The organism is Paenibacillus sp. EB106-06-01-XG199 (assembly GCF_058791575.1).
The window spans coordinates 1-19,815 of sequence record NZ_JBYTDQ010000016.1 but is presented as its reverse complement, the minus strand read 5'-3'; the positions used below and the strand labels follow the sequence as shown (position 1 = coordinate 19,815).

Sequence of the window (19,815 nt, the reverse complement as noted above, 5' to 3'; positions counted from 1 at the left end):
GGTGGAATCCACCATTGCTTTTTATGAATAGAACGATCTGCGTTATAGAAGACTCCTAAGCTTAGTCAGCTGGAATGGTGTCTACTTTCACAAGGTTTGTAGAACCGGAACGTCCCAGTGGGATACCCGCTGTAATTACAACAAGATCGCCTGCTTTAACCAGACCGGAATCTTTACCGCCTTTAAGGGCAGTTTGCAGCAATTCGTCTGTCGACGTAGCTTCTTTACCGAATACAGGAGTTACGCCCCATACGAGTGCCAATTGACGCATAGTTCTTTCTTGAGTAGTCACGGCAATAATTTGCGATTTAGGACGGTATTTGGAAACCACGCGTGCAGTGTGGCCAGTTACAGTCGAAGAAATGATAGCTTTAGCGTTCAGGTCAAGAGCGGAAATCGCTACGGATTGGCTGATCGCTTCAGTAACCGTTGTTTCTTGAGCAATTTGTTGCTTCATGAAAATTTCACGGTGGTTCAGGGCAGATTCAGCTTTCTCAGCAATGCGGGACATTGTGAGAACGGACTCTACCGGATATTTCCCGGCAGCAGTTTCACCGGACAGCATGATTGCATCTGTTCCGTCGAAGATAGCGTTCGCAACGTCACTTGCTTCAGCGCGGGTAGGACGCGGGTTGCGCTGCATAGAATCCAGCATTTGGGTAGCTGTGATTACCGGTTTGCCGGCAATGTTACATTTTTCGATCATCAGCTTTTGAGCCAAAGGCACATCTTCAGCAGGGATTTCCACACCAAGGTCGCCGCGGGCAACCATCAGGCCGTCGGAAGCTGCCAAAATTTCATCAAGGTTGTCAACACCTTGTTGGTTTTCGATTTTGGAGATGATTTGAATATGGGAAGCATTGTGCTTCTCAAGCAGTGCACGGATTTCCAGAACGTCGCTAGCTTTGCGAACGAAGGAAGCGGCGATAAAATCGATGTCCTGTCCGATCCCAAAAACGATATCGTTGGTGTCTTTTTCCGTAATACCCGGCAGGGAGATGGCAACTCCTGGTACGTTAACGCCTTTCTTGCTCTTGATCGTACCGCCGTTAACAATACGGGTCTTGATTTCTGTGCCTTGAATGTCGACAACGGTAAGTCCGATAAGGCCGTCATCGATCAGGATGGTCGAGCCTACTTGAACATCATTAGGCAGGTCGCTGTAAGTGATGGAGATACGGTTTTGGTCGCCAAGGATCTCTTCCGTAGTCAATGTCAGATACTCGTCCTGAACCAGTTCAATCGGTTCTACTTCCAGCTTGCCTGTGCGAATCTCCGGTCCTTTGGTGTCGAGCAGGATGGCAACAGTTTTGCCCAGTTCTTTAGATGCCTGACGGATCGTCTTGATCCGGTTGCCGTGCTCTTCAAAATCGCCGTGGGAGAAGTTCAGACGGGCCACATTCATACCAGCCAAGATCAATTTTTTGATATTCTCCAACGATTCACTAGCAGGACCGATCGTACATACAATTTTACTTTTCCGCATTAGGTTTTCCTCCGTTTTTTCGTTCTCTCTGTCTCACTTTTTCCAACTACAAAATCTACTATAAGGCTCTCTGTTTGTATAGGAACTTTATCACATGTACCTTTTACTGCGCCCTAATGAATATTACTGCAACTTGGACACAAAATCAATGTTATAGCCTTCTTTTGCTGTAAATTTAAGTCGAATACATGAAGTTTCAGGACAAAATAAAAATAACCCTGCGAATGCCGCAGGATTATTTCAATGGTAATAAATGTTTATTTAGGCCAGTCCATATTTTGGACCTGCTGATAGTACTATATGTCTGAAAGTGCAAATGAAACCGGGAGTTTTACTCCACGTTCTGCACTTCTTCTTCCGGGTTAACGGCTTCCTGCTGGGCTTCGGAAAATTCGCCGATTTTGCGGAATTTGCGGTAGCGGTCTTCTTTAAGTTCCGCAAAATCAAAGCTCGACAGCTCCTGCAAATGGCGCCATATGGCATCCTTGAGCGCAGCGGCAGTAGACTCGTAATCACGGTGTGCGCCGCCCCGCGGTTCAGGAACAATTTCCTCAATCACTTCCATCTCCAGCAGATCGGCGGCTGTGATCTTCATCGCTTCTGCGGCTTGTTCCGCCTTCGAGGCATCCTTCCAGAGTATGGACGCCGCGCCGTTCGGGGAGATCGCTGAATAGATGGCATGCTCCAGCATCAGAACACGGTTACCTACAGCCATCGCCAACGCTCCGCCGCTTCCGCCTTCACCAATGATGATGCAGATAACCGGCACGCCAAGCTGAGACATCTCATACAGGCTGCTGGCAATCGCTTCGGACTGGCCTCTCTCCTCCGCCGTATTGCCAGGGTAAGCCCCTTTGGTATCGACAAAGGTAACGATCGGACGGCCAAACTTCTCCGCCTGCTTCATCAGGCGTATCGCCTTGCGGAAGCCTTCGGGATGCGCGCTGCCGAAGAAACGCAGAATGTTCTCCTTCGTATCCTTGCCACGCTGCTGGCCGATCACGGTAACCGGGACGCCGTTGAGCTTGCCGATTCCGCCTACTACAGCCAGATCGTCGCCGTACAGACGGTCACCGTGCAGCTCAATAAAATCAGTAAAGATCAGCCCTATAAGATCAAGCGAAGTTGGACGTCCATGATGCCGGGCCAGATGCATCTTCTGTGAAGCAGAAATATCGGTATAAATTTCTTCCTCAAGTACGCGGTAACGTTCCTCAAGCCGGGCAATCTCATCGCTGAAATCAATACCCTTCTCTTCACCGAACTGCTTCAGTTCGGCAATCTTCTTACGCATTTCTACCAGAGGCATTTCAAAAGGCAACTCTCCCGCCAACCTATAAGCCCCCTTTCACGTCGTGCAAATCCAAAAGCTTGGTTAGCGTGGACCGTAATTCCTTGCGGTGTACGACCAGATCAAGCTGACCATGCTGAAGGTTGAATTCAGCAGTCTGAAAATCATCCGGAAGCTTCTGCCGGATGGTCTGCTCAATGACGATTCTTCCGGCAAAACCGAATACTGCTCCAGGCTCGGCAATAATAATATCGCCAAGACTGGCAAAACTGGCGGATACTCCGCCCGTTGTCGGGTCTGTTATGACAGAGATATAGAGCCCTCCTGCTTCGCCAAACCGGGCCAGCGCTGCGCTCGTCTTCGCCATCTGCATCAGACTGAGGATACTCTCCTGCATCCGTGCTCCGCCCGAAGTCGAAAAGATCAGCATCGGAAGCTTCTTCTCCGTAGCTTCTTCTACAGCCCGGGTAATCTTCTCTCCTACAACCGAGCCCATACTGCCGGTGAAGAACTCAAAATTCATCACGGCAACAATCACCGGATGACCGCCAATGGTTCCCTGGCCTGTAAGCACGGCTTCAACCTGTCCAGTTTTGGACTGCTGTTGTTCCAGCTTGGAGGCATAGCCCGGAAACTGCAGCGGGTCTACGGATGCCATTTCACTGTCGAACTCGATAAAGCCTTCCGGATCAAGGATCATTGCAATCCGTTCCGACGCGTTTAGCCGCATATGATAACCACACGAAGGGCATACTTTCAGATTCTTCTCCAGCTCCTTGCTGTACTGGATCGTTCCGCATTTGCTGCATTTGCTCATTAAGCCCTCGGGAATCTCCCGTTTGGGGCGTTCGCCTTCTACCGGTCCGCCGCTCCGCTCCAGACGTTCTGAAGGAATAGTCGCGTACTTCCGTTTTTTCTGAAATAAATCTTTGAACAAGGGTCGCACCTCTTCAGCCGTTTATTTGCGCATATAGCAGCTTGCCGCTGTCATGAATGCCATCTTGATGTCTATTCAGGGATGTAAAATTAGATTAAGGACTTCCTGCACTTCCTCCAGTTCTCCCGAAGGAACCAGAATCTCGAACTGCTGCTTGGACATATTGACCGGACGGCACTTTACCATAAATCCTTCTTCCGTAAGCTTGCTCTGAATCATATCCGCCACTCTGGCGGTTGGCGCAATATAGATTACCGTCCACATGCCCTGCAAAGCCTCCCTAATCTCAATTCCCAGCCGTATCCCGTATAATGGAATCATGATAACACAGTTTTCTTTTTTCCCGCAACAGGAGTAAGGCGCAGAAAGCAAGACCAGGGAGCATTATTCACCAAATAATGGGGGTTAATTATTCCGTACCGCTGACATGGGGATACACCTTGGCCCCTTCATGCCGGTGCGCAATTCTGGCGGATGCCGCCGCCGCAATTCCCGCGACAAGATCGTCCAGAAATACATGAATCCCCTGCTCATCATCATTCAGCTTGCCGATAATGCCGAGCTTTATTTTATCCAGATAGCCGAAACCTGTCAGCCCGATCATTCCGTATACACCGGTGATGCCAAGCGCCAGAGTTTCGTCCGCTCCGTAGAGTGATTCATCCGCCTCCATCACCGCCTGCAGAGGCTGCGGCAGCAGGCCTTTTTCAGCCAATTCATCCAGCGCAACGCCTGTCATCAGCGTGTACTGCACCTCTCTTTTACCCAGCACCGATTTAACGCTCGATAAACACTCTTCTTTGGTTAAATCCGGATAATACGCCGACTGCAAAATATATACGATCTCAGCGATGGACGTTAGCGTGACTCCCCTGCGCTCCAGCAGCTCTTTTGCCATTTGATAGGACATGATGTGATTCCCCTTTCCGCACGGGACAGTTCCCTGTGGTTTCCTAATGTATGCGGAAAAAGGCGGAAATGTTCTTATTTTATTCGAACTGTACCTGCTCCAAGCATCCCCTCGATCGCTGCGAACAGCTCCTCAGACGGCTTGATCCGGTAGCCGTCGCTGAGCGCGAGCAGCCTCTGGTCACGCTCGTAGAACAGCAGGGTGGCTGCAGGGCCGGGATGGGTCTGCAGCAGCGCCTGCAGGCGCGAGAGCAGCGCTGGGTTCTCGGAGTCCGGCGTGATCTTGATAAAGACACGCTGGCCGCTCCCCGCTGCGCCGGAACTCCGGCCAGCGGACTCCACAGCGTCTGCGGCTGCAGGACGCTGGCCTGCCGGTCCCGGCGCTGCGGAGCGCGGGGCTTCCTGTCGCGCCGCTGCTTGCGCGGCAGCGGGCCTTGCGGGCGCAGGCGCGGTAACGCCGCCTGCGGTGCTGCGGGCGGCGCCAGGGCCGCCTGCGCCCGCCCGGGAGGCAGACGCACCTCCGGGCGCGCCTGCCGTCTGGGTGCGGCCCGCGGCGGACGCGCGGGCGGCAGCTGCGCTGCGGCGCTGCAGCAGGCTGCGAATCGTGTCGGCGCCAAGCGGCGCGACCTCTTCGGCCAGCAGCTTGAAGCCCTCGTCCTCCTGCTGCACCTTGGCGCGCAGGGCCAAGAGCGCACCCTTCTCGATCAGGCTGCGGCTCCGCTTCCACACCTCAGGAAACAGCACGACCTCGCAGCGCTCGATCTGGTCCTCCCATTCGACAAAAGCCATCGCTTTGCCGGATTTTGTCGTAATTTCCTTGAGCGACACCACCATGCCTGCCGTCACGATCTGGCTCTCATCCTCAGCCTCGCCGAGATCCATCAGCCGCTGCATGCCCGGCTCCTCCAGCAGCTCCGCGCTGTCGTCCAGCGGATGGCCGGACAGATACAGCCCGAGCAGCTCGCGTTCCAGCTCCAGCTGCTGGCCGATGGTAAATTTCGGGATATCCGGATAGCGGATTTCCCAGTTCGGCATTTCTATCAGGTCGTCGAACAGCTGGATCTGCAGCTCGTCACGCTCCTTTCGCCATTTCAGCGCGGCATCGACTGTCTCATCCAGCATCGCAAGCAGCTGCGCCCGGTGGCCTTGCAGACGGTCGAAAGCGCCGGCCTGCAGCAGCGATTCTATCACGCGCTTGTTGCAGACCCGGAGATCAACGCGGCGGCAGAAATCCAGCAGGCTGTCGAACGGCCGCTCCTTGCGGACGGCGATGATGTTCTCCACAGCCAGTGTGCCGACATTCTTGACCGCAGCCAGGCCAAAACGGATATGGCCGCTGCCTTCTCCCGGCACAGGCGTAAACAACACGCCGCTCTCGTTGACATCCGGCGGCAATACGCCGATGCCCGTGCGGCGGCATTCCAGTACATATTCAGCCACCTTGCGGTGTGTACCCATTACTGCTGTCAGCATCGCCGACATAAACTGCACAGGATAATGTGCCTTCAGATAGGCTGTCTGGAAGGCCAGCACGCCGTAAGCTGCGGCATGGGCGCGCGGGAAGCCGTAATCGGCAAACCGCACAATCATATCATAGACAGCGTTGGCATCGGTCTCCAGATAGCCCAGTTTCAAGCTGCCCTCTACGAAGTGACTCCGCTCTTTATCCAGTGTCTCGCGTTTCTTCTTCGACACCGCGCGGCGCAGCAGATCGGCTTCACCGAGCGAGAACCCGGCCATCCGTGAAGCGATTTGCATAATCTGTTCCTGATATACGATGATCCCGTAAGTATCGGCAAGGATCGGCGTCAGGTCGGCATGCGGATACTCCACTTCAATTTCGCCGTGCTTACCGGCAATAAACTTAGGAATAAACTCCATCGGACCCGGGCGGTACAGCGCCACCACGGAGACAATGTCCTCGAACCCTGAAGGCTTCAGATCCTTCAACACGCGTCTTACCCCCGCCGACTCCAATTGAAAGACGCCGGTCGTTTCACCTGCACCAAGCATCTCATAGGTTAGCGGATCATCGTCGGGAATGCTGCGGAAATCGGGTGTACTGCCGCTCATTTCCTTGATCCAGTTCATGCAGCGTTCAATAATCGACAAGGTCCGCAGCCCCAGAAAGTCCATCTTGAGCAGTCCGACACTCTCCAGATGCTCCATGGAGTACTGGGTGAGCGCGGTGCTCTCGTTGCCGGCCTGAAGCGGCACCGCATCGGTCAGCGGACCTTTGGAGATGACGACCCCTGCAGCATGCGTGGAAGCATGCCGGGGCATTCCCTCGACCTTCATCGCCATGTCCAGCAGACCTCTGGTCTTCGGATTGCCTTCATACAGCGCCTTAAGATCAGGGCTGCTCTCCAGCGCCCGGGCAATGCTAATGCCGAGCTGGCCGGGAATCAGCTTCGCAGCCTTGTCCACCTCGTTATAGGGCAGGTTCAGTGCCCGGCCTACGTCACGCACCGCCGCCCGCGCCGCCATCGTTCCGAAGGTGATGATCTGCGCCACATGCTCCTGGCCGTATTTATCAACGACATAAGCGATGACCTCATCGCGCCGCTCGTCGCTGAAGTCGATATCAATATCCGGCATCGTGATCCGCTCGGGATTCAGGAAACGCTCGAAGAGCAGATTGTACTTCAGCGGATCAACATCGGTAATCCGCAGACTGTACGCGGTCAGGCTTCCTGCGGAAGATCCGCGGCCCGGTCCGGTGGCAATGCCCTGCCGGTGGCAATAAGCGATAAAGTCCCAGACGATCAGAAAGTAATCGCTGAAGCCCATGCTCTCAATGACTCCCAGCTCATAGTCAAGCCGGTTCTCGGCTGTTGCCTTTTGCTCCGGCGAAGCCCACAGCGGTGTATCCGCATAACGCTCCTCCAGCCCGCTGCGGCACAGCTCACGCAAGTAAGCTGCCGCATCCAGCCCTTCCGGCAGCGGGGAATATTCCGGCAGAATATGACCCCCGAACGTCAGCTCCAGATTGCATTTCCCGGCAATGGCCTCGGTGTTGAGGATGGCTTCCGGCACATGCGGGAACAGTGCCGCCATTTGCTCGCCGCTTTTGAAAAAGAGCTGGTCTGTCCCGATCTTGAGCCGTTCCTCATCATCCACCGTCTTGCCGGTGCCGATACAGATCAGCACATCCTGTACCTCGGCATCCTCCTTGGCCAGATAGTGCACATCGTTCGTGGCGACCAGCGGAATATCACATTCGGCGGCAAGGGCGATCAGCTTCGGGTTCACCCGCTTTTGCTCCGGAATGCCATGATCCTGCAGCTCCAGATAGAAGTCCCCGCCAAAAATCTCTTTATATCTCAGCGCCGCCCGGCGCGCTTCGTCATCCCGCCCATGCAGCAGATGCTGCGGCACCTCGCCCCCCAGGCAGGCGCTGAGGCAGATGATGCCTTCAGCATGCGCGGCCAGGGATTCCATATCAATGCGGGGCTTGTAATGCTGGCCTTCCAGATGGCCGATCGAGATCAGCTTCATCAAATTTTTGTAGCCGGTTTCATCCTTGGCAAGCAGGATCAGGTGGTAGATCGGCTGATCCTTGCGGCTGCCCCGCTCACGCCGCGAGCCCGCAGTCAAATAAGCTTCACAGCCGATGATCGGCTTAATGCCATTAGCCTTGCAAGCTTTATAGAAGGGGATTGCCCCGTACATCACGCCATGATCGGTCAGCGCCAGCGATTTCATGCCGTATTCGCCGGCCCGGCGCACGAGATCGGTAATGCGCGCCGCCCCGTCCAGTAAACTGTATTCGCTGTGCACATGCAAATGCACGTAAGGGCTCATATCCCCACTTCCCTTCAGTCAACAATCAAAACATAAGATGAAACTATTTTATCATATTAAAGGGGGAACCGCCCATAGAATGGAGTAAGAGCACAAGGACAGGCTGAGCTGACGAACAGGCCTGGTCCGGAAAGGGGCCTTGTATGAACGTGTTTTTGAGCAAAGCCGTCCTAGACTTCTTTATTGCCTGCGGCATCGTACTGGGTGGAGCCATGCTGGGCGGGATCGGTGCGGTAGTCTCCCTGCAGCCGCCTACACAGACTATGCTGGATATCGCGGACCGGATTAAAATCTGGGCGCTTGCCGCCGCTGTCGGCGGAACGATTGACCCGATGCGGGTCATTGAGAGCAACATGCTGGGAGGCAACCTCTCCCCAGCCATCAAGCAAATTCTCTATCTAGTATTTGCCTTCCTGGGCGCTCATATGGGCAGCGAGCTGGTCAAATGGGTGTGCGGCAAGGGGTGATGCCGGAATGAGAATCCCCCCGTTCCACCGCTACCGCCGCTTCTCGCAGATTTCCGCCGTCTTTGTACTCGGTATGGTCGCAGGAGCTGTCGCGTACAACGCTATTTTTCACATGGGGTATAATGTGCTCTGGCTGAACAATCAGGATCTTCGTGTGCAGATCGAGCAATACCGGAAGGATATCCAGACACTCAAAAAATATAACAACACCTCTACCGTCATCCGGGAGATCAAGCTGCGCACAGAGGATAGCAAGGTCAAGGACGGCGCTGCGGCTCTTGACCCAGTAACTACCAAAGAAATTATCAGCAAAATGGTCTCCGACCTTGAACCGATGCGCGGACGCAGCATGTTCGAAATCGACACGGACGGCAAGCTGGCCCGGCTGCTTCTGGACGGTAAAATATACATCGTGCGCGAAAAGGAATATGCGGTTAAAATCCGCACCATGCTCGTCATGGAGGGAGTACTGCAAATCTGGGTGGAAATTAATCCGTATAAGCGCAGCTGAGGCCAATCATGCTACAATAGTGGACAGGTGATATACGGATACATCAGAGGCAAAACTATCATTTTCCACTACGTTGATAAAGGAGCTGCCTATCCATGATTCTGCTCATCAAGTACGTGCTGTTTGTCCTGCTGGTGATTTGTATGACCGGTGCCGCCTTATACAGCTTATCCTCGCGCAGAGCGCCAGATCCGATGGAGAAAGGCCGCAAGCGCGCTATTATGAATGTGCTGCTCGGCGCCATGCTGGTGACGCTGTCGCTGATGTCGATGTTCCTCTTCCGCGGTTCCACGGTCAATGTCATTGTGGAGGCGGTTTTCCTGGTGATCGGCGCCTTCAACATCTTCTCCGGACTGCGCAGCCACGGATACTACAGCCGGAACAGGAATGAAAATCATTTTACCCGCCAGTAGTCTGGCTGCATTACCGGCATCCTCAGCATCCTTAAGTGAAACCGGTGCTATCAGAAGACAACCGCTGTATCGTATATGCGTAAAAGACTATCCCGGCGGGATAGTCTTTTTGGTAGGATAAGAAGGTTCAGCCGTGGTCGATCGACTGCAGCATCAGCACCGCTTTGGCAACTATTGTGTCATTGTGGGAGATCTCAATTTCCAGCTTGCAGGTCCGGCGGCTGATCTCCAGCAGCCTCGGCAAGACGATAACCGAATGCTCAATCTGCACCGGGCGGATAAAATATGTTGACATATTGTCCAGCACGTAGTCGTTCCCGGTAATGTCCTTAGCCGCCTTGAATGCGGAAAGCGTCATCAGCGTGGATAACACACCTTCGGAGATGGTACCCAGATCGGTCGCCATTTGCGGTGTGATGAAGCCGTGGAAGAACAGCTTTCCTTCCTCGTCCCGCTCTTCGGCAAAGCCGTTCCAAATCAAGTGGTCGAAAGTCTCCCCGAGCTGCGGCTGATTGCTGACATCACGCAGGCTCTGCAGTACCTCCCGGCGGGTCAGCGAGCCCACAAGCTTGCGGTTGCGGTCCACGATGGGCAGGAAGTCAATGCCCTCCCACATCATGATTTGCGCCGCCGAGGCCAGCGACGTCTGCAGGGCAGCTGTGACAGGGCTGCGGATCATCGCCTTCTCGATGCTCTGCTCCTCGCTGAACTCCTCTACATCCCTGCGGCCGATGATGCCGATAACCCGGTTCCATTCATCCGTAACCGGGAAACGCAGTTCGCCGCTGGTCTGTGACAACATCCGCAACTCCCCGACGGTGCTTGTGACTTTCAGGGTGTTCAGCCGCGGCTTGTTATCCACGATATCTTCAACCAGCATGATCTTTTTCTTAATCAGCCTGTCAAATATGGCCCGGTTAATCATGGAGGCCACAGTAAACGTATCATGCCTTGAAGAGATCACCGGCAGGTCCAGCTCATCAGCAAGCGCTTTGACCTCACGGCTCGTCCCGAAGCCCCCCGTCACAAGCACGCCTGCACCCTGCTCCAGCGCAAGCGAATGCACATCATCACGGTTACCCACGATCAGCAGGCTGTCAGCATCGATATAACGGATCATAGCATCGACCTTCATCGCGCCGATGACATATTTATGGAGATGCTTATTCAGGCCGTTCACTCCGCCGAGCACATGTCCTTCCACAATATCCACTACATCCCCGAAGGTAAGCTGATCGGAAATATTCCGCGGCTTCTTCTCAACGCGGACAGTACCGATGCGCTCCTTCGTAATGACAATTCCGAGATTCTCGGCCTCTTTCACTGCACGGTAAGCGGTACCTTCACTGACCGCCATCTCCTTAGCCAGCTTACGGACGGAAATTTTGGTGCCAACCTTAAGGCCTTCAATGTGCTGGAGCAGCTGTTCATGTTTTGTAATGTTATCGCCTTGACCCTCCAACTGTTACACCCCCATAGCCCGATCTGTACTATTCTGTACCTATTATACACGGAGGCAACAGTGGAGTACAACAGTAACGGAAGCTTAGATTTGGCTATATCTGTGAACATATTGCTATACCGGAGCAAGTATGAAACACACTGCACCTCAGGCTTAAGCAACTGCACAACAACCCCTGCCCCCACCAAAGCGGCGGATGCAGGGGTTGTCCTGACTGCGGAAGAAATTCGGGAACGGGACTACTTTCGGTGGAATTACATCATCTTTCTGCCACACGGGACTCCTCATTCCATTTGCCCTGCCACTGCTCCAGCTTATGCTTGCGGACAGACTCCAGGCGCTTCTGTTTCTCTTCATCCACACCGATGATAAAATGCAAATGTGACGCTATCACCAGAAAGGCAAAAATGCACCAGACCACACCGAACCCCAGCACCCAGCCAGGCCCGTTCTGAAAGGACAGCTTCGGCAGTGCATAGAGCAGCATAGCCAGTGCCGCCAGCATATACACACCATGCTTGAACTTGTTTCTTTTCTTCATTACAGACAGCTCCTTCTCTCTTAAAAGGTTATTCCATGGAATCTATATCTCTACTCTATGAACATGCAGCCGGAATTATGAGACAAGTTGCAAAAAACTTCCGGGAAGTAATCTACACTATAGCCTGCACCGTTCCGATATGAGATGATGTTAGCATTACAGGGAGGCGATTCTACATTGAATAACGCATTCAATCATACCGAGTACATAATCCGCAAAAAGGTTTTTTCCATTATGGGCGCTAAGCTGCACATCTACAACAGTTCGGAAGAGCTTGTGCTCTATTCGCAAATGAAAGCCTTCAAACTGAAAGAGGACATTGCACTGTTTACGGACGAGAGTATGGAAAAGGAGCTGCTGCGCATTAAAGCCCGCAGTGTAATCGACTTCAGCGCGACCTACGATGTGCATGACTCGGAGACCGGCGAACATATCGGGGCGCTCCGCCGCAAGGGGCTCAAATCGATCCTGAAGGATGAATGGATCATCCTGGATCAGCGGGATACCGAAATCGGGCTAATCAAAGAAAACAGCACACTTATGGCTCTCCTGCGGCGCTTTATCACACTCATTCCGCAAAAATATAACATTGAGCTTGGGAACACCGTCATTCCCGCCTTCCGGCAAAATTTCAACCCCTTCGTTACCAAAATCATCGCCGACTTCTCCGAGGACCGCAGCAGCCAGCTGGACCGCCGTCTCGGCCTGGCTGCCGGGATTCTGCTCTGTGCAGTGGAAGGCAAGCAGGAGTAAGCTTCACCGCTATATATAACCAACAGGAGGGTGTCCTCTAGCCATTAGGCTAGGAGACACCCTCCTGTTGTTCATACATTGCAGCCACCCCTGGCAGCAGTGTGATTAGATACAGAATTATTGACCGCCGTACATTTGCGACAGGCTGTCGGTGATGATTTTGTTCACGTCCTCGATAACGACACTGAGACGGCGTTCCGCATCAAATAGGCGACGGATGCCCAGATTCAGATTCAGCACCTCGAACAGCTTCTCCATCTTCTCCATTTCTTCCTGTGGAGGCATCTCCCCGCTCATCATGCGCTGCTGCAGCTCAATCTGGTTCTGACGGAAGCTGTCGAGCATCCGTTTGCTTTCCGGATCGGCCTCAATTACCTTCATAGCACTGGAAATATCCGAAAACTCCGTACTTTCCTTAATGGCTCTCGCCAGTTCATGCGCCTTGTCAATTACGTTCATTATAATTCCTCCTAAAAGTTTTGTAAGCATCGCTTCCTGATTCAGCTTCGTTCAAAACTCGCTTCGGAAGCATCTGCTTAAGTTTTGTGAGCATCGCTTCCTGATTTGCCTCGTTCAAATCCGGCACGGCTTTTTAAAGAATAGGTCAATCACCAAGGGTCAGATGTCTCCATATGATGAATGATATGTAACCCTTAAGATTCATATTGCCGGCATCATGCTGCCTACTGGAAGGAGATCCACGATGTCCAAATTCAAGATCCCGGTCCACTCGGTCCACTCGGGCATCCTGCAGGAAAACGCTGTAATGCTGGGCGAAAAATCCATGAAAAAGCTCAAAATACCCGCACACGGAACGATCCGGCTCACGTTCGGCTCTTTCCGGCAGGAGGTCACCGTCATTCCGGTTCCCAAAGCCGACAGTCTGCGCGTAAATGAAGCGCTGGCACGGAAACTCGGACTGCGGCAACGGCTCTCACTGAACGCTTCATACAGCTCCGGCAGCCGCACCTTGCGGCTCGGACCGTTGATTGGAGTTCTGGTGAGCCGGGACCATCCGGACCATCCCGAAAGGGTATTCGGCCCGATCACCCTGTTCTGCCGGGAGCTTACCAATGCCTGCCATGCACAAGGCGCCTATGTATATTTCTTTACCCCGGAAGGGCTGGAAACACGCAGCTCCTCCATTGAGGGCTGGGTATACGACGAGGGATGGCGGAAGCTGAGTCTGCCCATTGCCGATGTCATTAACAATCGGCTTACGACTCGAAAGGTGGAGAATAAACCTAGCGTACAGCATTTTTTGGCGGATGTAAAATCCCGCTACGGAACTCATTTCTTCAATGAAAAGTTCCTTGACAAGACAGAGGTGTTCGAAGCACTGGCACAGGATGCCGCCCTGCAGCGGTATTTGCCGGAATCGCATGCCTTAACCGGCTTCGCCGTATTAAAAAGAATGTGCAGCAGCTATCCCAGCGTCTTCCTGAAGCCGGTACGCGGTAGCCTTGGAAAAGGCATTCTCCGCATTTCCAAAGATGAGGGGGGCGGCTACCGGCTGTTATCCACAACACCGCTTGGCACGCGTAAACAAGTCTATCCGACCCTGGCGAAGCTATTTCAATCCATTGCGCCCAAGATGAAAACCACCCGCTACCAGATTCAGCAGGGACTCCCTCTACTAGAGCTTGGACGGCGTCCGGTAGATTTCCGGGCACTTGTGCAGAAGAACGGCACCGGCAAGTGGGGCGTCACCTCTATAGTTGCCCGTACCGCCGGAAGCAACCATTTTGTCTCCAATCTGGCGCGGGGCGGCACGCTCAGCACTGTCCGCGAGGCCATCGGCAAGAGCAGCCTCTCGTCCGGGACCAAAGAAAGCACACAGCTGCAGCTTCCACGGGCAGCCCTGGCGATAGCCAGGGGTGTGGAAACCTATATTCCCGCGCATTTCGGGGAGCTCGGTATTGACCTTGCCCTGGATCAGTCGGGGAAAATCTGGCTGCTGGAGGTCAACTCCAAACCGTCCAAAAACGACAACACGCCCCTCAGTGATGTGAAAATCAGACCGTCCGTCAAACAGATGATTCTATATTGCCGCTACTTGGCCGGGTTATAAGGAGGGCATTATGACAGAGACAGCAATGGGGTTCCTTGGCATCATGACGGGCCGCCGCCGCGGGAATCCTCCCATCGCGGAACCGGAGTTCTGCAGTCAGTTATGCCGGGTAGCCCCGCTGTATGATCTGCAGGTGCTTATCTTTCACCCGGAGGGAGTTGCAAGAGACGGCCAATCCATACGCGGCTATATCTGGAATGACGGACAGTGGCAGCCTACCCTGGCAGCTCCGCCCGACATTCTGTATAACCGTTGTCTATACTCAAGCCTGCAGGAAAAAAGATCCGCCGCTTCCGCCCTGGCTGCCTTATCCCGGTCGCTTCCGTGGTCGCGTGGTTTGCCTGATAAATGGAGCGTCTATGAAATTTTACGGCGCAGCCGCAGAGCTTCAGCATGGCTGCCCGAGACCAGACTTTACACCGGTACCGGTGATTTGGACACGATGCTTGCAGAAAGAGAGGACGGCGTTTTTCTGAAGCCAAGGTCCGGCACCCATGGCAAACGCACAATCCATGCGAAGCGCCTAAGCAATAACGAGGGCGGGCGCATAAGCTTAAGAGGTCGTGATGAGGCAAATGTCCCCTTTGAGAAAGGTTTCCGCACGCTGGACGAAGGTCTGAGCTGGATCCATGACTTTATCGGCCCGCGCCGCTATATTATACAACCTTACCTTCATCTGACCGGCAGCGGAGGACAGCCGTTCGACGTGCGTGTACTCATGCAGAAGAACGGCAGAGGCGTCTGGACGCTTACCGGCATGGCCGTCCGGTTGGGCAGCCGCGGTTCGCTGACCTCGAACCTCCATGGCGGGGGAACAGCGGTTCCCGCCAAGCCCTTCCTGCTTGCAGAATACGGCAAGACGGGAATCGGGCTTATGGAGGAGCTTGCAGCAGCATCGGCTTTACTGCCGCCGCTGCTGGAGGAATCATGCGGCAGGCTGGGAGAACTCGGCCTAGACTACGGTATTGATGAAGGCGGCAGGATCTATCTGCTTGAAGCCAATTCCAAACCAGGGCGCACGGTGTTCCGGTTGACGGGCGACCGCCGGGCTGCTAAGCTCGCCGCCGAGAACCCCCTGCGCTATGCGCGTCATCTGCTGCTGAATTCAGCAGCAAACCGCAAGCCATCTACGCGGCAGTTCCGTTACAAACGGGAGAATGATATCAACGGTTCCTAAGGAGGATTCATAAATGGGTCTCACTTTTTGCAATGTGCATTTCACCAAGCAGCCCCAAAGAGTTGTCTACGTCTCGGGTGAACTGATGAAAAGCCTGAAACTAACCGGCAAGAAAAATATCCGCCTGCGGCTCGGAAAAGATGCCATCCCGGCAACGATCAAACCGATCAAACGTGCCGGCAAGCATCTGTTCCTCGCCACTGGAGTAAAGAGTGCAATCAAGGTCCCCAAATCAGGCGGCGTCTATTTGCGCAACCTGCAGGATGAAGTACAGCTTGGACCGCTGGTCGGTGTATTGTCCGACGGCCCCGGGTCCTCGAGTAGCCCCTTCGGGTCCCGCACCGGCTTTATTAAGCAGCTCCTGCAGGAAGGCAGCAACAGATGTTATATTTTCGCCTTCATGCCGCGTGACATCGACTGGCAGCAGGAGCAGGTGAACGGCTTCTTCCTGAATGCAAACGGCAAATTCGAACGCAAAGTAGTACCGCTTCCGGATGTCGTGTATAACCGTCTGCCCAGCCGCAGAGCCGAGGTGTCCCCCTATATCAACCAGCTGCGTGAACGGTTTGCTCGCAAGAGAATCCCGTATTTCAACTGGAGCTTTTTCAATAAATCAGATATCTACCGGCTGCTGGAAAATGACGGGGCGGCAAACCGCTATGTACCGGAAACGCACAGCAATCCAAATCCGGATAAAATGCGGGAGATGCTCGAACGGCATCACTTTGTCTACTACAAACCTTCCGCAGGCAGTCTTGGCCACGGAATCTACCGGCTCACCTACCTGCCGAAGAAAGGCTACTTCGCCCGGTACCGCAAGAGCGGTAAAAATGTGCTGCTGCGGTTTACCAACTTCGAAAGCCTAATGCGCATGCTGCGCGCCCGCCATGGCCAAAGCCTCAGTAATTATGTAGTGCAGCAGGGCATCCGCCTGATCGAAATTGACTCCTGCCCCATTGATTTCCGCTTCCATATGCATAAGAACGGCAGCAATCAATGGGTGGTTGTAGGCATCGGAGCCAAAAAAGCCGGCAGGGGCAGTGTGACCACCCATTTGAAGAACGGGGGGGCCCTGCTCACACCGCAACAGGCCCTGGGCCGCGTATTCGGCGCCAGAGCGGATGAAGTGCTGCAGCGGGCGAAAACAACCGCCGTCAGGCTGGCCGAGTCGCTGGAGACCCAGCATCACCATCTGCTTGGCGAAATCGGCTTTGACCTTGGAATTGACCAGGATGAAGATATCTGGATGTTCGAGGCTAATGCCAAACCGGGACGCTCGATCTTCCGCCATCCTTCCCTGCGCGCTGAGGGCAAAGCTTCCATTGAGCACATCCTGGAGCATTGTCTCTATCTCAGCAAATTCCGCAGGAGGGATGATCTGTGAACAGCCGAATCCCTGACCCCAGCAAACCCGTAATAGCTATACTAACGACCAGTGACAGAGTAAAGCAATTTCGCGGCAACCGCAATAACTTCCGCGACATTATCCGCACCGGCAGAGAAATGGGCTTTCTTGTGTACGTTGTGACTACGCGTGATTTAAAGCTGGAGGAGCGGACGGTGAACGGCTACGTCCCTTCCCCCAGCGGCAAGCTGTGGTACAGCATTCCTGTCCCGCTGCCGCAAGTCATTTATAACCGGATATCCAATCGTGAAGAAGAAGAAAAAGCACCAGTCGCCCGCAAAATTGCCGAGTGCCTGGGGCATGACCATATCAAGCTCTACAACCCGAGTTTTTTTAATAAATGGGATTTGTTTGAATGGCTGAAGGCATCGCGCGCAACCTCGAAGCATGTGCCCAAAACGAGACGGCTGCGCAGCGCAAACACCCTTATCGCCATGCTGAGTACTCATGACAGTCTCTATCTGAAGCCGGAAAGCGGCAAAGCCGGCAAGGGAATTATGCGGCTAAAATACCGTGAGGATGTAAGCCTGCCCTATAGGCTGCAGATACAGAGCGGCAAAAAGAACGCGACCTACAAAGCGGCCTCCATGGACCGCTTGTGGGCACGGATCAGCAAGGAGAAAAAACAATCCCGTTATATTGTGCAGCAGGCCATTCAGCTCGCAACACACCACGGGCGGCCTTTTGATTTGCGGGTGCTCCTGCAAAAGAATAGCCGGGGAGCCTGGGCAGTGACCGGAGTCGGTGCAAGACTGGCCGGTGCCCGGAGCATAACAACCCATGTGCCGCGCGGCGGCAGTATTGAAGAACCGGCAACCATGCTGGAAGGAACCTTCGGTCCAGAAAGAGCCGCAGCTATTCTCAAGAATGTCCCCACCACCGCGCTGCTGATTGCCCGCCAGATTGAACGGGCCTCCGAAATGTTGCTGGGTGAGATGTCTATGGATCTTGGTGTCGATGAGGCCGGCGACCTGTGGTTCTTCGAGGCCAACTCGCGGCCGATGAAATTCGACGAACCGGCCATCCGCAAGCTGTCCCTGGAGCGGATTTTTCAGTACAGCCAGCATTTGGCCCGCATGAATAAGTAGAAACCTGTAAAGGAAGTGACACGCCATGCAGATATCCTCTATCTATGACAGCAGTCCGGGCCAGTGGAATTCCAGGTTGGCCGGGCTGCTGGAATTTTTGAGGGAGTACGGGGAGCAGCGGATTACGCTTCGTGCATGCAGGATGCTGGCCCGTCTGACTCCGGAGCAGCTTGCCGAGCCGGGCGTCTCCCTGCTTGTCGCCACCGTACGCGGTCAAAGCGGCCGTCAGCTGGCAGGCGTGAGCTTCGTATCCGGCTACGGCAAAGAAGCCTGTCTTGTTGCCGTCCATCCTCTATACCGGAATAGACATACCGGTACAGCCCTGCTGTCCGGGCAGCTGGAGCGGCTCGGCCGCCTGGAATGCAACGTCGCTACCGACAATACGGCAAGCCTGAAGATGTGCTTTAACAGCGGGCTTGCCGCTGTGGCATTGAAGAGCGGACCTACCGGCAAGCCCACGCTGCTGCTGCGGTCGCCCCAGAGCAGAGGCAGCGTGGAAATTTACCCACAAGAAGGTGAGCTCCTGTGCCAGAACCCGTCTTAGGCATCCTTACACTATACCTGAACGACGCCAAACAGCTTGAAGAGAAGAGTGTATACAGGAGGATGATTATTGAAGGCAGCCGCATTGGATTGGATGTCTTTGTGTTTACACGTTTATTATAGACGTAATAAGCGAACTACCTACATGCTCAATTTTTATTGAATATTAGTAAACTTAAGTTCTTATTTAGATTTCTAATAAACCTTTCCACTGAAGGTCAATGTATAAAATGGGTTTCTAAATTAGTATGTATTCTTCAAAAATATGTTCAAGATATGTTCGATAATTTATCACTCAGCTTGAAAAAGTTAAAATTTCTGAATAATAAGCCCCCCTTAGTCACAAGCTATTTTTGGAAAAAATCAAACAAAGAGGTGTAAAATGAATAACATTGGATATTTTGGTATTAATCCCCACACACAATACAGTTTCTTGCCTCAAGGAATGATAGGACAAGCTTATGGAACAAGCAACCTTCCCGCCATTACAGAATCATCAGTATCTCCTCAAATCATCTGGGGAGACCTCGTTAACAGAAATAATTCTACACTTCCCGTCCCTTTCCAAGCTTCTCCTTCGTTTGCTCCACAAGGGGGTTTGGGTGGCATGATTGGCCAAACCATTGGTGAGAACTTGATTCCTTTCCAAGCAGTTCCTTCGTTTGCTCCACAAGGGGGTTTGGGTGGCATGATTGGCAAAACCATTGGTGAGAACTTGATTCCCTTCCAAGCAGTTCCTTCGTTTGCTCCACAAGGGGCTTTGGGTGGCATGATTGGCAAAACCATTGGTCAGAATTTGATTCCCTTCCAAGCAGTTCCTTCGTTTGCTCCACAAGGGGCTTTGGGTGGCATGATTGGCAAAACCATTGGTCAGAACTTGATTCCCTTCCAAGCAGTTCCTTCGTTTGCTCCACAAGGGGCTTTGGGTGGCATGATTGGCAAAACCATTGGTCAGAA

At 53.5% G+C, this 19,815-nt stretch carries 19 protein-coding genes and 1 pseudogene; 11 read left to right on the top strand and 9 right to left on the bottom strand.

Features of this window, described 5'->3' with window-relative positions:
* Positions 1–61: 61 nt before the first annotated feature.
* From pyk to AC3WT9_RS32075, 6 genes are all read right to left on the bottom strand, one after another.
* On the bottom strand, positions 62–1,486 hold the full coding sequence (gene pyk, locus AC3WT9_RS32100; RefSeq protein ID WP_038588922.1) for a pyruvate kinase: 1,425 nt from the start codon (positions 1,484–1,486) through the stop codon (positions 62–64).
* 331 nt (positions 1,487–1,817) lie between these two features.
* A complete protein-coding gene (locus AC3WT9_RS32095; protein ID WP_341091458.1) occupies positions 1,818–2,819 on the bottom strand; it encodes an acetyl-CoA carboxylase carboxyltransferase subunit alpha in 1,002 nt (333 codons plus the stop codon).
* Position 2,820: 1 nt separating this feature from the next.
* A complete protein-coding gene (gene accD / locus AC3WT9_RS32090; protein WP_076110665.1) occupies positions 2,821–3,714 on the bottom strand; it encodes an acetyl-CoA carboxylase, carboxyltransferase subunit beta in 894 nt (297 codons plus the stop codon).
* Between the two features lie 75 nt (positions 3,715–3,789).
* Positions 3,790–3,978, bottom strand: coding sequence for a hypothetical protein (locus tag AC3WT9_RS32085; protein WP_038588919.1), 189 nt, complete (start codon positions 3,976–3,978; stop codon positions 3,790–3,792).
* A gap of 145 nt (positions 3,979–4,123) precedes the next feature.
* Entirely contained in the window at positions 4,124–4,624 is a 501-nt protein-coding gene (locus tag AC3WT9_RS32080; RefSeq protein WP_341091457.1) for a phosphatidylglycerophosphatase A family protein, read from the bottom strand.
* A 74-nt stretch (positions 4,625–4,698) separates the two neighbouring features.
* Complete coding sequence (locus AC3WT9_RS32075; protein ID WP_341091456.1) at positions 4,699–8,427, bottom strand: DNA polymerase III subunit alpha; 3,729 nt, start codon at positions 8,425–8,427, stop codon at positions 4,699–4,701.
* A 143-nt stretch (positions 8,428–8,570) separates the two neighbouring features.
* On the opposite strand from AC3WT9_RS32075, the gene AC3WT9_RS32070 reads away from it, so the two are divergent.
* From AC3WT9_RS32070 to AC3WT9_RS32060, 3 genes are all read left to right on the top strand, one after another.
* A complete protein-coding gene (locus AC3WT9_RS32070; RefSeq protein ID WP_038588909.1) occupies positions 8,571–8,894 on the top strand; it encodes a YtrH family sporulation protein in 324 nt (107 codons plus the stop codon).
* A gap of 7 nt (positions 8,895–8,901) precedes the next feature.
* Positions 8,902–9,405, top strand: coding sequence for a sporulation membrane protein YtrI (locus AC3WT9_RS32065; protein ID WP_038588905.1), 504 nt, complete (start codon positions 8,902–8,904; stop codon positions 9,403–9,405).
* Between the two features lie 95 nt (positions 9,406–9,500).
* Entirely contained in the window at positions 9,501–9,818 is a 318-nt protein-coding gene (locus AC3WT9_RS32060; protein ID WP_341091454.1) for a YtpI family protein, read from the top strand.
* Positions 9,819–9,945: 127 nt separating this feature from the next.
* On the opposite strand, the gene AC3WT9_RS32055 is transcribed toward AC3WT9_RS32060, so the two are convergent.
* Positions 9,946–11,280, bottom strand: a complete 1,335-nt coding sequence (locus AC3WT9_RS32055) for a DRTGG domain-containing protein (RefSeq protein WP_341091452.1) — start codon at positions 11,278–11,280, stop codon at positions 9,946–9,948.
* Positions 11,281–11,539: 259 nt separating this feature from the next.
* Positions 11,540–11,821, bottom strand: a complete 282-nt coding sequence (locus tag AC3WT9_RS32050; protein WP_038588896.1) for a hypothetical protein — start codon at positions 11,819–11,821, stop codon at positions 11,540–11,542.
* Between the two features lie 177 nt (positions 11,822–11,998).
* Here AC3WT9_RS32050 and AC3WT9_RS32045 point away from each other — a divergent pair, with 177 nt between their 5' ends.
* A complete protein-coding gene (locus AC3WT9_RS32045; protein ID WP_341091451.1) occupies positions 11,999–12,574 on the top strand; it encodes an LURP-one-related family protein in 576 nt (191 codons plus the stop codon).
* A gap of 117 nt (positions 12,575–12,691) precedes the next feature.
* Here AC3WT9_RS32045 and AC3WT9_RS32040 read toward each other — a convergent pair whose 3' ends face one another.
* A complete protein-coding gene (locus AC3WT9_RS32040) occupies positions 12,692–13,033 on the bottom strand; it encodes a YlbF/YmcA family competence regulator (protein ID WP_340899474.1) in 342 nt (113 codons plus the stop codon).
* A 244-nt stretch (positions 13,034–13,277) separates the two neighbouring features.
* Here AC3WT9_RS32040 and AC3WT9_RS32035 point away from each other — a divergent pair, with 244 nt between their 5' ends.
* The 7 genes and pseudogenes from AC3WT9_RS32035 to AC3WT9_RS32005 all read left to right on the top strand — a co-directional run.
* Complete coding sequence (locus AC3WT9_RS32035) at positions 13,278–14,645, top strand: YheC/YheD family endospore coat-associated protein (RefSeq protein WP_341091450.1); 1,368 nt, start codon at positions 13,278–13,280, stop codon at positions 14,643–14,645.
* A 10-nt stretch (positions 14,646–14,655) separates the two neighbouring features.
* Complete coding sequence (locus tag AC3WT9_RS32030; RefSeq protein ID WP_341091449.1) at positions 14,656–15,822, top strand: YheC/YheD family endospore coat-associated protein; 1,167 nt, start codon at positions 14,656–14,658, stop codon at positions 15,820–15,822.
* A 13-nt stretch (positions 15,823–15,835) separates the two neighbouring features.
* On the top strand, positions 15,836–17,206 hold the full coding sequence (locus AC3WT9_RS32025; RefSeq protein ID WP_492408726.1) for a YheC/YheD family endospore coat-associated protein: 1,371 nt from the start codon (positions 15,836–15,838) through the stop codon (positions 17,204–17,206).
* Positions 17,203–18,315, top strand: coding sequence for a YheC/YheD family endospore coat-associated protein (locus AC3WT9_RS32020; protein WP_341378015.1), 1,113 nt, complete (start codon positions 17,203–17,205; stop codon positions 18,313–18,315). The genes AC3WT9_RS32025 and AC3WT9_RS32020 overlap by 4 nt, the downstream gene beginning before the upstream one ends.
* A gap of 25 nt (positions 18,316–18,340) precedes the next feature.
* Positions 18,341–18,859, top strand: coding sequence for a GNAT family N-acetyltransferase (locus tag AC3WT9_RS32015; protein ID WP_038588879.1), 519 nt, complete (start codon positions 18,341–18,343; stop codon positions 18,857–18,859).
* Positions 18,841–18,969, top strand: a pseudogene (locus AC3WT9_RS32010) (YheC/YheD family protein); the annotation flags it as partial. The gene AC3WT9_RS32015 and the pseudogene AC3WT9_RS32010, both read left to right, overlap by 19 nt.
* 271 nt (positions 18,970–19,240) lie before the next feature.
* Positions 19,241–19,815 (top strand): hypothetical protein (locus AC3WT9_RS32005; RefSeq protein ID WP_492408723.1); only part of this gene is annotated, 575 nt, incomplete at its 3' end.